This window comes from Actinomadura physcomitrii (assembly GCF_008923205.2).
In the GTDB taxonomy this organism is placed as follows: domain Bacteria; phylum Actinomycetota; class Actinomycetes; order Streptosporangiales; family Streptosporangiaceae; genus Spirillospora; species Spirillospora physcomitrii.
Genome location: NZ_WBMS02000048.1, coordinates 58,074 through 72,831 on the forward strand (window position 1 = coordinate 58,074; position 14,758 = coordinate 72,831).

The 14,758-nt window shown below is 74.2% G+C and carries 9 protein-coding genes and 1 pseudogene; 3 read left to right on the forward strand and 7 right to left on the reverse strand.

Going from position 1 to position 14,758, the window contains the following annotated elements:
- Positions 1 to 20: 20 nt before the first annotated feature.
- From F8568_RS39220 to mfd, 5 genes are all read right to left on the reverse strand, one after another.
- Positions 21 to 965, reverse strand: a complete 945-nt coding sequence (locus tag F8568_RS39220) for an NADP-dependent oxidoreductase (protein ID WP_151598684.1) — start codon at positions 963 to 965, stop codon at positions 21 to 23.
- 86 nt (positions 966 to 1,051) lie between these two features.
- Positions 1,052 to 3,448 (reverse strand): transglycosylase domain-containing protein, encoded by a 2,397-nt coding sequence (locus tag F8568_RS39225; RefSeq protein ID WP_160573925.1) that lies wholly within the window; start codon positions 3,446 to 3,448, stop codon positions 1,052 to 1,054.
- 70 nt (positions 3,449 to 3,518) lie between these two features.
- A complete protein-coding gene (locus F8568_RS39230) occupies positions 3,519 to 4,493 on the reverse strand; it encodes a MazG family protein (protein ID WP_151598685.1) in 975 nt (324 codons plus the stop codon).
- A 25-nt stretch (positions 4,494 to 4,518) separates the two neighbouring features.
- Complete coding sequence (locus F8568_RS39235) at positions 4,519 to 5,187, reverse strand: hypothetical protein (protein WP_151598686.1); 669 nt, start codon at positions 5,185 to 5,187, stop codon at positions 4,519 to 4,521.
- An 87-nt stretch (positions 5,188 to 5,274) separates the two neighbouring features.
- Positions 5,275 to 8,847 carry a transcription-repair coupling factor gene (gene mfd, locus F8568_RS39240; protein WP_151598687.1) on the reverse strand — a complete coding sequence of 1,191 codons (3,573 nt, stop codon included), beginning with the start codon at positions 8,845 to 8,847 and terminating at the stop codon, positions 5,275 to 5,277.
- Between the two features lie 225 nt (positions 8,848 to 9,072).
- Here mfd and F8568_RS49050 point away from each other — a divergent pair, with 225 nt between their 5' ends.
- The 3 genes from F8568_RS49050 to F8568_RS39260 all read left to right on the forward strand — a co-directional run bounded on the left by F8568_RS49050 (position 9,073) and on the right by F8568_RS39260 (position 12,711).
- Positions 9,073 to 10,026: a class I SAM-dependent methyltransferase gene (locus tag F8568_RS49050; protein WP_328601220.1), complete on the forward strand. Its 954-nt coding sequence runs from the start codon at positions 9,073 to 9,075 to the stop codon at positions 10,024 to 10,026.
- A 106-nt stretch (positions 10,027 to 10,132) separates the two neighbouring features.
- Positions 10,133 to 11,617 (forward strand): adenylyl-sulfate kinase, encoded by a 1,485-nt coding sequence (gene cysC, locus F8568_RS39255; RefSeq protein ID WP_151598688.1) that lies wholly within the window; start codon positions 10,133 to 10,135, stop codon positions 11,615 to 11,617.
- 152 nt (positions 11,618 to 11,769) lie between these two features.
- Positions 11,770 to 12,711, forward strand: a complete 942-nt coding sequence (locus F8568_RS39260; protein ID WP_328601221.1) for a sulfite exporter TauE/SafE family protein — start codon at positions 11,770 to 11,772, stop codon at positions 12,709 to 12,711.
- Here the strand turns inward: F8568_RS39260 and F8568_RS39265 are convergent.
- Positions 12,688 to 14,136 carry a lipopolysaccharide biosynthesis protein gene (locus tag F8568_RS39265; RefSeq protein ID WP_151598689.1) on the reverse strand — a complete coding sequence of 483 codons (1,449 nt, stop codon included), beginning with the start codon at positions 14,134 to 14,136 and terminating at the stop codon, positions 12,688 to 12,690. The genes F8568_RS39260 and F8568_RS39265 overlap by 24 nt on opposite strands.
- Positions 14,133 to 14,758, reverse strand: a pseudogene (locus F8568_RS39270) (hypothetical protein); the annotation flags it as partial. The pseudogene F8568_RS39270 and the gene F8568_RS39265, both read right to left, overlap by 4 nt.

The following is a 14,758-nucleotide window of genomic DNA, read 5'->3' on the forward strand; positions in this document are numbered from 1 at the left end:
GCCTGGCGCCCGCGATCACCTCAGATCCGGATCACCGTCTTGCCGCGCGCCCCGCCCGCGCGGTTGTCGGCGAGCGCGTCGCCCGCCGCCTCGAGGGGCACCTCGCGCTCGACCGTCACCCGCAGCTCGCCCGCGTCGATGAGGTCGGACAGCCGGTCCAGCAGCTCGGCGGACGGCGCGCCGACGTGGTTGACGCCGCGGTGCCCCTGCGCCTCCATGACGTCGGGGTTCACCGACCACGTCGTGCTGACGTAGGTGCCGCCGGGCCGCAGGAGCTGCGCGAGGCGCTCGGTGCCCTGCGTGTCGCTGGCCACGTCGAGGATCGCGTCGATGCCGTCGTCGTGGACGCGGAGCACCTGGTCGTTCAGGTCGCCGGCGGAGTGGTCGACGGTCTCGTCCGCGCCGAGGCGGCGGATCGTGCCCGCCATGTCGTCGCGGGCCGTGGCGATCACCTTCGCGCCGGTGAGCGCGGCGAGCTGCACCAGCGCCTGGCCGACCCCGCCGGTCGCGCCGACGACCAGGACGGTCTGCCCGCCGTCGAGCTCCGCCTCGTCCACCATCGCCATGGCGGTGCCGCAGGCCGTCGGCACCGCCGCGGCCTGCGTGTAGATCATCCCGGCGGGCATCCGGGCGACCGGGCCGTCCTCACGGACCGGCACGTACTCGGCGTAGCTGCCGATACCGCGCTCGACGTCGCGGAACAGCCCGTACACCTGCTCGCCCCGCCCCATCCGGGTGACGCCCGGGCCGACGGCCTCGACGACGCCCGCGCCGTCCTGGCCGAGGATCAGCGGGAAGCGCGCCTCCACCGCGTCCTTCAGCATCCCGTCGGCGATCTTCCAGTCGACCGGGTTGAGCCCCGCCGCGATCATCTTGACGAGGATCTCGCCGGGGCCGGGCTCCGGCCGCGGCAGGTGCGTGGGCGCCGGCGTGGCGCCGTACTCGGACACGGCGATGGCTCGCATGACGATCGTCCCCCCGATGGACTGCGTACTGGGATCACCCCGTCGATGATCTACCCCCGTACCGGATGATCACACAGGTACGCAGGTCAGCCCGGGATTCCGCGGCGCGGGCCGCCGGCCTCGTCGCGGCGCTTCGGACCTCCCGCGCCCTTGCTCGGGCGCAGCGTGACCGTGCCGCCGGGCCGCGCCGACGACGGGGAGACCTCCGCGACCGTCCCCTTCGGGTAGTCGGACTTCACCGCGCCGCCGATCCGCACCTCGAACCCGGCGCCGCGCAGCTTCGCGGCGGCGTCCTCGACCTTCATCCCGCGCACGTCGGGCAGCTTGGCGCTCTCCTCGCCCGACCCCTTGCTGAAGAAGCGCGACGGCGGCCGGACGAACGGCGACGCGGGCGTCCCGGCGAGCGCGCCGACCATGCTCCGGTGCCAGATCGGCGCGGGGATCGTCGCGCCGTAGACGGGGCCGTAGCAGCGGCCGTCCATGCACAGGTCCGTCATGGGGTGCTTGTAGCCGCCGCGCGGGTCGCCGACCCACACCGCGGACGCCAGGTCCGGGGTGTACCCGGCGAACCAGGCGGCGGAGAAGTCGTCGACCGTGCCGGTCTTGCCGGCGGCGGGCCGTCCGATGCCCTGCCCGGCGGCGGTGCCCTTGGTGAGCACGCCGCTCAGCACGTAGTTGACGGCGTCGGCGGTCTCCTTGCCGATGGCCTGCCCGCAGTGCGCGCTCGGCACCTTCAGGCGGTGCCCGGCCGCGTCGGTGATCTGCGTGATCGCGATCGGCGAGCAGTACCGGCCGCGCGCCCCGAACGCCGCGTAGGCGGCGGCGAGCCGGACCGGCGACACCTGGTTGATGCCGAGCGTGAACGACGGGTACTGCTGCAGCGGCGCGCCGGTCGCCTGCCTCATGCCGAGCTTCTCGGCCATCTTGACCGTCGGGCAGAGCCCGACCTTCTTCTCCAGCGCGAGGAAGAAGGTGTTCACCGAGTGCTGGGTGCCGGTGACGATGCTGAACGGCTTGCCGCCCTCGCCGTCGCCCGCGTTGTGCAGCGAGGCGCTCGGGTCGCCGACGCGGCGGCCCTTGCAGTCGCGGTAGCCGACCGGCGTGAACTCCTTCGGCGCCATCAGCCGGGTGCCGAACGGCAGGCCCTGGTCGAGGGCCGCGGCCAGCGTGAACGCCTTGAACGTCGACCCGGCCTGCATCCCGATGCTGGAGCCGTGGTCGGCGTCCGCGGCGAAGTTGATCCAGGTCTTGCCGCGCACCTTGTCCGAGCCGAGCCTGCGGTCGACGACCATCGCCTTGATCCGGCCCGTGCCCGGCTCCACCATCGCCTCGGCGGCCGCCTTGTGCGCCGAGTTCTTCGCCGGGACGGCGGCGTCGACGGCGCGCTGCGCGGCCTTCTGCGCCCGCCGGTCCAGCGTGGTGCGGATGGTGAGGCCGCCGCGCTTCAGCAGCCTCTCCCGGGTCGCGGGCGTCGCGCCGAACACCGGGTTCGCGAGGATCTCCCGCTGGACGTAGTCGCAGAAGAACGGCGCCGAGCTCGTCACGCAGCCGCTCTTGACGTCCTGGACCTTCAGCCGCACCGGCTGCCGCTCGGTGGCCGCCGCGGTGGCCCGCGTGATGTAGCCGAGGTCGGCCATCCGCTCCAGGACGGTGTCGCGGCGCTCGCGGGCCGCCTCCGGATGCCGCGTCGGGTCGTAGGCGTACGGGTACCGGACGACCCCGGCGAGCAGCGCCGCCTCGGCGAGGTCCAGCTGCGAGGCGTGCTTGGAGAAGTACCGCCGGGACGCCGCCTCGATCCCGTAGGCGCCCGCGCCGTAGTAGGCGATGTTGAGGTAGCGGCGCAGGATCTCGTCCTTGGAGTAGCGCTGCTCCACCGCCACCGCGTACCGCAGCTCGCGGATCTTGCGGGCCGCGGAGATCTCCTTCGCGGCGTTGCGCTCGGCCGCCGAGTCGGCCTGGGTGAGCAGCAGGTTCTTCACGTACTGCTGGGTGATGCCGGACCCGCCCTGGGTGACCTCGCCGTTGCCGAGGTCGCTGACGAGCGCGCGCAGCGTGCCCTGCGCGTCGATCGCGCCGTGCTCGTAGAAGCGGCTGTCCTCGATCGCCACGACCGCCTTGCGGGCGATCGGCGCGATCGCGTCGAGCGGGACGTCCACCCGGTTCTGGTAGAAGAACGTCGCGAGCGTGGAACCGTCCGCGGCGAGGATCCGGGACCGCTGCGGCACGCCGGAGGTGTCCAGGTCGGCGGGGGCGCTGTCGAACCAGCGCGCCGAGTCGCGCGCGTTGACCCCGGCGGTGCAGGCCGTCGGCAGCACCAGCAGCGCGATGAGCAGCCCGGCGACCCCGCCGAGCAGGCCGAGCCCGCGCAGCGCGCGGAGCTTCTCGGCGCGGGTGGTGGAGGCGGTCAGCAGCCGGCGGCGACGGCGCACCGGTGACCGGTTCCCGTTCCCGTTCCCGCCGCCGTCTCCGGCCCCGTTCGGCACGCGCTCACTGTAGACGGGCGACTTCCGGCGGACCACCCCATCGGGGATCTTCCGCCCGGGATCCGCCGGATCAGCCGTGCCCCGGCCGCCGTTCCCACGCTCTGACACGATCGCGGAATACCCGGGAAACGGCCCGCAACTCCGCCTCGGCGTCCAGACCGCGGCCGGCGGCCTCCCGAACCAGGTCGAACAGCCGTATTCCCAGGTCATCGCCGGTGTCGTCGGCGGTCGGGAGCAGCTCGTCCGGGGCGTTCATGCGGCCCGCGCGGCGCTGCAGCTGCGCCGCGAGGCTCAGCGCCGGCTGGCCCATCGGGACGCCGTCCAGCGCCGAGGCGTCCGCGCCGCTCTTCGCCGCCCGCTCCGCCGCCTTGATCTGCTCCCAGTTCGCGTTGACCTCGTCGGCGCCGGACACCGCCACGTCCGCGAACACGTGCGGATGCCGCCGGACGAGCTTGTCGACGATCCCGGCGGCGACGTCGTCGATGGTGAACGCGGTGTCGTCGGTGCGCTCGGACGCCACCGCCGAGTGGAACGCCACCTGCATCAGCACGTCACCGAGTTCCTCGCGCAGCGCGCCGTAGTCGCCGTTCTCGACGGTGTCGAGCACCTCGTAGGACTCTTCCAGCAGGTACGGGACGAGCGTCTCGTGCGTCTGCTCACGGTCCCACGGGCAGTCGGCCCGCAGCCGCTCCATCACCGCGACCAGGTCGAGCAGCCGCGCGCCCGGCAGGTCGTAGGAGCCGTGCAGCACCTCGACGTCCAGCGGGTCGTTCACCACGAGGGCGCCGACCGCGCGCATCAGGTCCTCGTCGCCCTCGGGCGCCGCGATCCACACGACCCGCGCCTCCCGCGCGGCGGCGACCAGGGCGGCCGGGTCCGGGACGGCGGTCTCCTCGGCGGACACCCCGGCGTCGCGCAGGTACGGCAGCAGCGGATGGCCGGGCCGCGCGAGCACCCGTCCCGCCGACCGCAGCGCGTCCCACGCCTTCCAGGTCAGCAGCCCGGGCGCCACCCGATGCGTCGTCGCCAGCAGCGTCAACCCCATGAACGCACCCCCCGGTTCGCTCCGCTCATTTTTCGGCGGTGCCCGTTTCGGCCGTCGACAGCTCGTACACGACCGGCCCGATGTCGACCTTGGCCGCGTCGTACCGGCCGAACCGCGGGTTGATCTTGATGTGCATGTCGCGCGCCGCCTGCTGGAACTTCAGCCCCCACTGCTGCGCGGCCTGCACGGTCAGCGGGCTGCGCGCGTTGCTCAGGTCGGCGCCGAACCGCTGCATCACCGCGGTCTGCGTGGCGATGAAACGCGCCAGGTCGCGGGCCCGCGACCGCGGCAGGCCGCTGGCCAGGGTGATCGAGCCGGCGCCGCCCCGCTGGTCCATGAGCGCCGCGGTCTGGGCGGTCAGCCCGTCCGGCACCGGCACGCCCGCGTCGCGGGCGACCCGGTCGGCGACGCGGAAGTTCACCAGCAGGCTCAGCGCGCCCTCCATGTCCGTCTCGGACTCCTCGTCGGCGAGCCCCGGCGCGAGACCGGTGGAGTTCGCCCGGATCTGGTTGGCGACCGGGTCGTCCTCGAACTGGCCGCGCCAGTCCCGGACGGTCTGGTCGAGGGAGGTGACGGTGATGCGGTCGCCGCCGACGAGGGCGGCGGTGCCGACGCGGGTCTGGCCGCCGCAGCCGGCCAGCGCGCCGGCCGCCACCACAGCGGCCACCACGACCTTCACGGACTTACCGGGCACGGAATCCTCGTCTCGTCGTTCGTCGCTGTGCGTCGTCCGGCGCGTCGGGACGGCCCTGGCCCCTGATCACCGGCGATCCGAAGCAGCCTATCCCCGGCCGGCGGACGACGCGGGCGAGGCCTCCAGGAACAGCGCCTCGACCAGGTCCGTCGCCCACTTCAGCAGGTCCTGGTCGCGCAGCGGCCGGCCGCCGAGCGGCGCCGTCTTCGGCGCGGGCACCAGCAGCGTGTCGCTGGCGGCCTTGAGGATGCTCTTCGGGTAGAGCCGCTGCAGCCGGACCTGCTTGGAGTCGGGCAGGTCCACCGGCATGAACTTGATGTGGTTGCCCTGCACGGTGACGTCGGTGAGCCCCGCCTTGCGGGCCTTCGCGCGGAACCGGGCGACCTCCAGCAGGTTCAGCACCGGGACGGGCAGCGGCCCGAACCGGTCCTTCAGCTCGTCGTGCACGGCGCCGATCTCGTCCTCGGACGTGATCGCCGCGATCCGCCGGTAGGCGTCCAGCCGGAGCCGCTCGCCCGGCACGTACTCGTGCGGCAGGTGCGCGTCGACGGGCAGCTCGACCTTGGTCTCGACGGCCTCGGGCTCGGCGCCGCCCTCCTTCAGGTCCCGGACGGCCTCCCCGACCATCCGGACGTACAGGTCGAACCCGACGCCCGCGACGTGCCCGGACTGCTCCGCGCCGAGGATGTTGCCCGCGCCGCGGATCTCCAGGTCCTTCATCGCGACGTACATGCCGGCGCCGACCTCGGTGTGCTGCGCCAGCGTCGCGAGCCGCTCGTGCGCGGTCTCGGTCAGCGGCTGCTCCGGCTGGTACAGGAAGTAGGCGTACGCGCGCTCGCGGCCGCGGCCGACGCGCCCGCGCAGCTGGTGCAGCTGCGACAGGCCGTACATGTCGGCGCGGTCGACGATCAGCGTGTTGGCGTTCGGGACGTCCAGCCCCGACTCCACGATCGTCGTGGCGACGAGCACGTCGTAGTTCTTCTCCCAGAAGTCGACCATGACCTTCTCGAGCTCGTGCTCGTTCATCTGGCCGTGCGCGATCGCGACCCGCGCCTCCGGGACGAGCTGCGCCAGGTTCGCCGCGACCTTGTTGATCGACCGCACCCGGTTGTGCACGAAGAACACCTGGCCCTCGCGCAGCAGCTCGCGGCGGATCGCGGCGGCGATCTGCTTCTCCTCGTACGGGCCGACGAACGTCAGCACCGGGTGCCGCTCCTCCGGCGGCGTCAGGATCGTCGACATCTCCCGGATGCCGGTGAGGCCCATCTCCAGCGTCCGCGGGATCGGCGTCGCCGACATGGCGAGGACGTCGACCTGGGTGCGCAGCCGCTTCAGCTCCTCCTTGTGCTCGACGCCGAACCGCTGCTCCTCGTCGATGATCACCAGGCCGAGCTTCCTGAACTTCGTCTGCGCCGACAGGATGCGGTGCGTGCCGACCACCACGTCCACGGTGCCGTCGGCGAGGCCGCGCAGCGTCGCCTCGATCTCCCCGTCGGTCTGGAACCGGCTGATCGGCTTCACCACGACCGGGAACGCCGCGAACCGCTCGGCGAACGTCGACAGGTGCTGCTGGACGAGCAGCGTCGTCGGCACCAGCACCGCGACCTGCATGCCGTCCTGGACGGCCTTGAACGCGGCGCGCACCGCGATCTCGGTCTTGCCGTAGCCGACGTCGCCGCAGATCAGCCGGTCCATCGGGACGGGCTTTTCCATGTCGCCCTTGACCTCGTCGATGGCGGCGAGCTGGTCGGGCGTCTCCACGTAGGGGAAGGCGTCCTCAAGCTCGCGCTGCCACGGGGTGTCGGCGCCGAACGCGTGCCCGGGGCTCGCCATCCGCGCCGAGTACAGCCGGATCAGCTCCCCGGCGATCTGCTTGACGGCCTTGCGGGCGCGGGACTTGGCCTTCTGCCAGTCGGCGCCGCCGAGCCGGTGCAGGCTGGGCGCCTCGCCGCCGACGTAGCGGGTCAGCTCCTCCAGCTGGTCGGTCGGGACGAACAGCCGGTCGCTCTTGGCGTACTCCAGGATCAGGTACTCGCGGGTGGCGCCCTGCACCGTCCGGCTGACCATCTCCACGTACCGTCCGACGCCGTGCTGCTCGTGGACGACGTAGTCGCCGGGCTTGAGCTGCAGCGGGTCGATGCCGCCGCGCCGCCGCGACGGCATCCGGCGGACGTCCTTGGTGGACGACTTCTGCCCGGACAGGTCGGTCTCGGTCAGCACCGCGAGCTTGACCGGCTCCCAGGTGAAGCCGTTCTCCAGCAGCCCGGTGGTGACGGTGACGACGGACGGCTCGGGCGGCGCGGCGACGTCGGCGAGCCGCGCGCCGATGCCCTCCTCGCCGACGAGCTGGACGAGGCGTTCGGCGGGCCCGTGCCCGGCGGTGACCATGACGACGCGCCAGCCGGCGTCGATCCAGCCCTTGAGGTCGCCGACGACGCGGGTGGTGTCGCCGCGGTACGCCTCGGCGGCGTGCACGCCGAGGTTCAGCGCGTCGCCCTCCGGGTTCAGGGCGGTGACGCTCCAGCGCGGCAGGCCCAGCTCGGTGCTGTGCCGCCGGACCTCCTCCAGCGACCGGAAGGCGGCGGCGCCGAGGTCGATGGGGGCCTCGCCGCCCGCGGCGGCGTTCACCCAGCTGGCCTCGAGGAACTCCTGGCTGGTGCGGACGAGCTCGACCGAGCGGGTGCGGATCCGCTCCGGCTCGCACACCAGCAGCGCCGATCCCTCGGGCAGCAGGTCGGTGAGCAGCTCCATGCTGTCGGCGAGGACGGGCGAGAACGCCTCCATGCCCTCGACGGTGTCGCCGTCGGCGATCCGGCCGAGGATGTCCTCCAGCGCGGGGTGCTCCTCGGCCAGCAGCTTCGCGCGCTCGCGGACCTTCTCCGTCAGCGGCAGCTCGCGGCACGGCGGCGCCCACAGCCCGTCCCGCGCCACTTCGAGGGACCGCTGGTCGGCGGCCTTGAAGTAGCGGATCTCCTCGACGGTGTCGCCCCAGAACTCGACCCGCAGCGGGTGCTCCTCGGTGGGCGGGAACACGTCGAGGATCCCGCCGCGCACCGCGATCTCGCCGCGCTTCTCGACCAGGTCGACGCGGTGGTACCCGGCGTCGACGAGGCGGCGGACGGCGTCGTCCATGTCGGCGTCCTCGCCGGACACCAGCCGGACCGGCTCCAGGTCGGCGAGGCCCGACACGATCGGCTGCAGGACGGCGCGGACCGGCGTGACGACGACGTCCAGCGCGCCGCCCTTGCCCGGCAGGTGCGCGCCGGCCTCCTCCTCGGTGGGGGCGTCGCCGGCGTCGGGGTGGACGAGCCGGCGCAGCACGGCGAGCCGCTGCCCGACCGTGTCCGAGCGCGGCGACAGCTTCTCGTGCGGCAGCGTCTCCCAGGCCGGGAAGTGCGCCACCCGGCCGGGGCCGATCAGGCTGGTCAGCGCGGCGGTGAGGTCTTCGGCCTCGCGGCCGGTCGCGGTCACCGCCAGCACGGCGCCGTGCCGTCCGCCGGGCCCGGCGGAGCGCGAGGCGACCGCGCGGCTCAACGCCGCGGCGAGGATCGGCCAGGTGGCGGCGGGGGCGACGACCTCGGTGTCGGTGCGCGCCCGCTTCAGCGCGCGCTCCAGCTCAGGGTCGGCGCACGCAAGGTCAACAAGTCCAGAAAGCGTCATCTTCGCCCGTAAGTTCGCATTCACCCCGAGGGGCAGGGCAGCCCGAACAACCGGAATCCGCGAGCGGACCCGGCACCGCGTACCAGACTACGCGCCCGCGCACGCCCTCGCGCTGGCGGCGCCGCCGGCGGCGCCGGTGCCCGCGGTCGCGGAGGGCGACACGACGCTTACCGAGAATGGGCAAATAGCCGACAGAGCGCAGTCGAGCGATTACGCTGCGAAACTGTGACCGATCTGCGTACGCCGCCGGTCAACGACGGCGATCTCTTCTCAGAACGCGCAAGGCAGTACGCACTGGAGAAGCCCCTGCAGCGGATCCACATCCTGGAGGCGGGCTGCGGCTGGGGCGCGGGGCTGGACCTCGGCGACCGCGAATGCCAAGTGACCGGGGTCGACCTGGAGTCCCCGGAGCTGCGCGCGCACGCCTGCGAGCGGCCCGACCTCGACGAGTGGCACCTCGGCGACCTGCGCACGGTCCCGATGCCGCCGCGCGCCTACGACATCGTCCACGCGGCCTACCTCGTCGAGCGGGTCCCGCACGCCGAGCTGGTCCTCGACCGGTTCGTCGCGGCGCTCAAGCCGGGCGGGCTGCTGCTGGTCCACCTGCGCGACCGCAACACCGCGTTCGGGTTCCTCGACCGCCACCTGCCGCGCTGGATGCACGCCTCGGGCCGGAGCCGCAAGTCCCGTCCCGGCCGGGCCGCGCGGGGCGCCCACGCCCGCGTTCCCGCCGGGGGCCCGGCGGGGAGCGCCGCGGAGACCACGGGGAAGGGCGCGGCGGAGGCCGCCGCCCCGCCGTCGGTGCGCGACGCCGCCGCGCCGCACGCGGGCGGGCAGGACGCCGCCGGACGGGAGCCGCCCGCTCCGCGGCGCCAGAGGCGGCGGGCCCCGGCGCCCGAGCCGCGCGCCGGGCGGGCCCGGCCGCAGCCGCCGCCCGCGGTCTACGACAAGGTCGCGTCCCGGCAGGGCATGCAGTGGTACTGCGTGATGCGCGGGCTGATGATCACCGAGGAGTACACCTCCCGGCAGGCCGTCGACGCGCTCGGGGCCGGAACCGGCCTCACCGGCCTGCTGTGCCGGCTGGTGGCGTCGGTGAGCCGGGGCCGCCTCACCGCAGACCACAGCGACGTCACCCTCGTCATCCGCAAGCCGGAGAACCGCTTCGCCCGGCTGATCTGACGGGGGCGGAGGTGCGGGCACCGCCGCGACCGCAGTAATTTGGCGGGAAATCGACCCTTGACCTGCATCGGCCCGGCGTGCGCGCCGGGCGGGATCGGAGACCGCGGTGACCGCCGAAGCCGGCCTTCCCGACACGCTGCGCGACCTGCCCGGGTGGGCTCCGGACGCGGTGGAGCTCGCCGACCTGGAGCTGCTGCTCGCGGGCGTGTACCGGCCGCTGACCGGGTTCCTCGGCTCCTTCGACGCCGCGATGGTGATCGCCGGAGGCCGGCTCGCCGACGGCACGCCGTGGCCGGTCCCGGTCACCCTGGCGGTGCCCGAGGAGCTGACCGCGCACGAGCGGATCGTCCTGCAGGACCCGGAGGGCGTGCCGCTGGCGGTGCTGGAGGTCGCCGAGGCCTGGCAGGACCCGACGTCCCAGGGCTGGCGCCTCGCGGGGCCGCTGGAGGCGCTCCGCTCCCCAGCGCACGGACCGTTCCACTCCCTGCGCCGCCGTCCCGACGAGCTGGACCCGGTGGACGGCCCGCTGCTGGCGGTCGCGACCCGCGAGCCGCTGCACCGCAGGCAGCTCGGGCAGATCCGGCAGGTCGCCGAGCGGCTCGGCGCGCAGGTGCTGGTGCTGCCGCTGCTGAGCGGCGAGCACGACGAGTGGCTCGTCCGGGCGCTGCTGGGCGTCCGCAAGGAGCTGCCGGACGGGACGCGGATCATCCCGGTGCCGCTGCCGCTCCGCGGCGACGCGGCCGGCCACGACGCGGACCGCGATCTGCTGCTGCGCGCGCACGTCGCCGCCGCGTACGGCGCCACGCACCTGCTCGCCGAGCAGGAGATGGAGGGCACCGCGATCCCGGTCGTGGTGCCCGAGCCGTGGGCCTACGACGCGGACGTGGAGGTCTGGCGCCCGGTCGCTCGGATCGAGCCCGACCACGTGCAGGCGGAGCTGACCGCCGAGCGGCTCGGCGAGCTGCTGGACGCGGGCGAGCCCGTGCCGGACTGGTACACCCCGCCGGCGGTCGCCGCCGAGCTGGCGCGCGCCCGGCCGCCGAAGCACTCGCGGGGCGTCACGGTGTTCTTCACGGGCCTGTCGGGCTCGGGCAAGTCCACGGTGGCGCGGGGGCTGGCGGACGCGCTGGTCGAGCGCGGCGGCCGGACGGTCACGCTGCTGGACGGGGACGTGGTGCGGCGGATGCTGTCGGCGGGCCTGACGTTCTCCAAGGCCGACCGCGACCTGAACATCCGGCGGATCGGGTTCGTCGCGGCGGAGATCACCCGGCACGGCGGGGTGGCGATCTGCGCGCCGATCGCGCCGTACGCGGCGACCCGGGCGCAGGTGCGGCGGATGGTGTCGGCGGCGGGCGACTTCATCCTGGTGCACGTGTCGACGCCGCTGGAGGAGTGCGAGCGGCGCGACCGCAAGGGCCTGTACGCCAAGGCGCGGGCGGGGCTGATCCCCGAGTTCACCGGGATCTCCGACCCTTACGAGGTGCCGGACGACGCCGATCTCACGCTGGACACCTCGGCGATGACGCCGGACGAGGCGGTGGGGCGGGTCCTGGAGCTGCTGGTCGCGGGCGGCTGGCTCCGAACCGAATAGCCCCCTTTCATCACTCTTGTCGTAGATCGTCACCCTAGTCGCGTTTGTTGGGCTACACCCGGGTTAACAGACCCGGGTGCGGTCCCGTACTGTGTTAGGCGAGTTTTCCTATATAGCAGGTAGGTCATGCCGCCGTAGGGGGTGAACGACGCGTGGACTTCGACTGGACCATGGCCCTCGGCTCGTTCCTGGTCGCCATCGTCGTCGGCCTGACGGGGATGGGCGGCGGCGCGCTCATGACCCCGATGCTCGTCACGTTCTTCGGCGTCAGCCCGCTCGCCGCCGTCTCCAGCGACCTCGTGGCGGCGGCGGTGATGAAGCCGGTCGGCAGCGCCGTCCACTACCGGCAGGGCACGATCAACATGCGGCTCGTCGGCTGGCTGTGCGCCGGCTCGGTGCCCGCCGCGTTCTGCGGCGTGCTGCTGGCCCGCGCCCTCGGCCACGGCGACGGGGTGGAGGACCTGATCAGCAAGGCGATGGGCGTCGCGCTGCTGATCGCCGCGGGCGGCCTCGCCGTCCGCGGCGTGCTCGCCCGCCGCGACCGGCACCGCCCCGGCAGTGCAAACGGCGCGGAGGGCGCGGCCCCCGAGATCCGGATCCGGCCGGTGCCGACCGTGCTGATCGGGCTCGTCGGCGGCCTGGTCGTCGGCATCACCTCGGTCGGCTCCGGCTCGCTGATCATCGTCGCGCTGCTCGCGCTGTACCCGTCACTGAAGGCCAACCAGCTCGTCGGCACCGACCTGCTGCAGGCCGTGCCGCTGGTGTTCGCCGCCGCGCTCGGGCACCTGCTGTTCGGCGACTTCCAGATGGAGGTCACCGCGGCGCTGCTGGTCGGCTCGATCCCGGGCGTCTACCTCGGCTCGAAGATCTCCTCGCGGGCCCCCGGCGGCCTCATCCGCCGCGTGCTGGCGCTGGTGCTGGTCGCGTCGGCGCTGAAGATGTTCGGCGTCGGCGCCGTCCCGATCGCGTGGACGGTCGTCGTGCTCGGCGCCGGGACGACCGCCGTCTGGCTCGCAGGGCGCCGCCGCGCGGCCCGTCCCACGGGCGCCACCCGCGCCCGCGTCCCCGCGTCAGCCGACGAGTTGGTCCCCTGACGCCGCGGTCCGGGCGGACGCCCCGGACTCCCGGACCTCCGCCTCTGGCGATGCCGCCGGCCCGCCGCCCCCGCGCGGCGGGTCGCCTTTGCGGAGCATCCGCCACAGCATCACCGCCGAGACGATCCCGCCCGCGCCCAGGCAGTACGGCGCGAGCGCGGCGTGCCCCGGGTCGGCGGCCAGCAGGCCGAGCAGCACCGCCAGGCCGCTGAGGCTCTCCACCCCGCGGATCACGAACACCGACCGGGACTGCTTGCGGGCCGTCGCCAGGCTGGCCAGCGGCAGCGTGCAGGAGAAGCACACCGAGTACAGCGCCCAGCCGCCGAGCGCCACCCGGTCCACCGTGAACGAGCCGCCGGTCACGACCGGGCCGAGCCACCCCACCAGCGCGATCCCGCCGAGGCTCATCACGAGGGCGATCCCCGACATCAGCCCGCACGCGCGCACCGCCTGCCGGGCCCGCATCGGCCGGCCGGCCTTCTGCGCCTTGGCGAAGTCGCCGAGCAGGAACCAGCCGGCCCCGTTGACGAAGGTCAGCGCGGGCGACAGCAGCAGCCGCGCCGCCTCCACCCCGGCCAGCGCCGCGGTGGACGCGAACCCGGCGATCATCACGCGGGCGAGCAGCAGCGCCGTCGGCCGGATCCCGGCCTGCACCGACCGCCACCAGGAGAACGCGAGGATCTCCCGGAACGCGGTGCCGCGCAGCGGGGCGAGCGCGTACTCCTCGCGCGGCAGCCGCACCCGGGCCAGCAGGATCGAGGCCAGCGACCCGGCGCACATGGCGGCGAGCAGCAGCTCCACCGAGGCGGCCGCGCCGGCGCCGAGCGCGCCGCCGAGCACCGCGAGCGTCGTCACCAGGTAGGTGGCGTCGTTGACGGTCAGCCGCCAGAACTCCATCCGCGCGGTGAAGATCCGCCGCCCGGTCTCCTCCAGCAGCCACAGGGCCACCGAGAGCGCGAACAGCCCGATGCCGAGCGGCCCGGCGAGGTGCATGACGGCCGCGACGCCCGCGCCCACGGCGGCGCCCGCGGCGACGGTGCCGGCGACCGACAGCAGCAGCGCGCCGCGCACCCGCGGCTCGAACCGGTCGAACACCGTGAGGGTGTCGCCGACCCAGCTGGTCTGCACCGAGGTGATCATCACGATGATCGAGAAGAGCAGCGCGTACGCGCCGTAGCCGGACGCGCCGAGCGTGCGGGCGGCCAGCGACTGCACGACCAGGCTGCCGCCCGCGGTGACGAACTGCACGGCGACCGCGCCGCCCGCGGACGCCAGCAGCCGGCCGGCCTTGCCCGCGATCCGCCCGCCCCGGCCCCGCGCGGGCGGCGCCGCGGGCGCCGGGTCGGGCAGGACGGGCAGGTCGATCGCGGTCTCGACCGTGCTCTCAGGGGTGCTGACGCTCCGTCCCGAAGCCCCCTGCGTCACCTGTCCAGGTCGTAGTGCATCAGGGACGAGTCGCCTTTTCCCTTGCCGGACCCGCTGCCCGGCTCGGCGGACTTGCCGCCCCGGCCCCTGTCGGACATGGGCTTGTCGGACACGGGCTTGTCGGCCGCGGGCTTGTCGGCGGAGGGCGCGGGTTTGTCCGCACTGGGCACCTTGCCGCCGAGCAGGTACAGCGGGTCCTCGGCGGTGCGGGTCGGGTCACCGCCGTCCGGCCACAGGTCGGCGGCTATGTCCGAGGCGGGGCGTTTGTCACCCTCCGTGGGCTTGTCCGAGCGGCCCTTGGGGGCGCCCTTGCGCGGCGGCTTGCCCGCCGCGGGCGGCGTCTTCGGCAGGGCGGACGCCCCGTTCCCGGTGGACGCACCGCTGCCGTTCGCGCCGCCGGCGACGCGGGTGCCGCGCGGCCCGGACGACGAGCGCGACGCCGACCCCGCTCCGGACGACCCGGCCCCGTTCACCCGGGACGAGCGGCCGCGCTCCGGCGGGAGCGGCGGCGGGGACGCCGGGACCGCCTGGGTGGCCGACGCGGACGGCGCGACGGCGCCGCCGCGGCCCTCCTCGGAGGCCCAGCCGCGCCCGCCCGCGGGCTCGGCGGGCGGCGCGGCAC